Source organism: Variovorax sp. VRV01, from assembly GCF_014852545.1.
Lineage (GTDB): Bacteria > Pseudomonadota > Gammaproteobacteria > Burkholderiales > Burkholderiaceae_C > Variovorax > Variovorax beijingensis_A.
Genome location: NZ_JACVBS010000064.1, coordinates 1 through 497 on the forward strand (window position 1 = coordinate 1; position 497 = coordinate 497).

The following is a 497-nucleotide window of genomic DNA, read 5'->3' on the forward strand; positions in this document are numbered from 1 at the left end:
TGAAGGGCAACCACATGAAGCGATTCATCGAAGGCGAGGATCGACAGCAGGTCACTCTGCTGCCAGAGTGCCTTGACGACTATATCGGCGAAGACAACCCGGTGCGAGTTGTCGATGCCTTCGTCGATGAACTGGCTCTTCAAGCACTCGGCTTCAAAGGAGCAGATCCAGCCGCCACCGGCCGGCCGGCGTACCACCCGGCGGTGCTGCTCAAGCTCTACATCTACGGGTACCTGAACCGCATCCAGTCCAGCCGGCGTTTGGAACGCGAGGCGCAGCGCAACGTTGAGCTGATGTGGCTCACCGGCCGCCTTGCCCCGGACTTCAAGACCATCGCCGACTTCCGTCACAACAACGGCGCTGGCATCCGCAATGTCTGCAAGCGCTTCATCGCCATGTGTCGTGAGCTCAAGCTGTTCACGCAAGCCATCGTGGCCATCGACGGCAGCAAGTTCAAGGCGGTCAACAGCCGCGACCGCAACTTCACACCCGGCAAG

1 protein-coding gene is annotated in these 497 nt (G+C 60.8%); it reads left to right on the forward strand.

The window, feature by feature from the left end:
* Nucleotides 1–14 precede the first annotated feature (14 nt).
* On the forward strand, nt 15–497 hold a 483-nt coding region (locus tag IB278_RS33610; RefSeq protein ID WP_192328866.1), incomplete at its 3' end, for a transposase.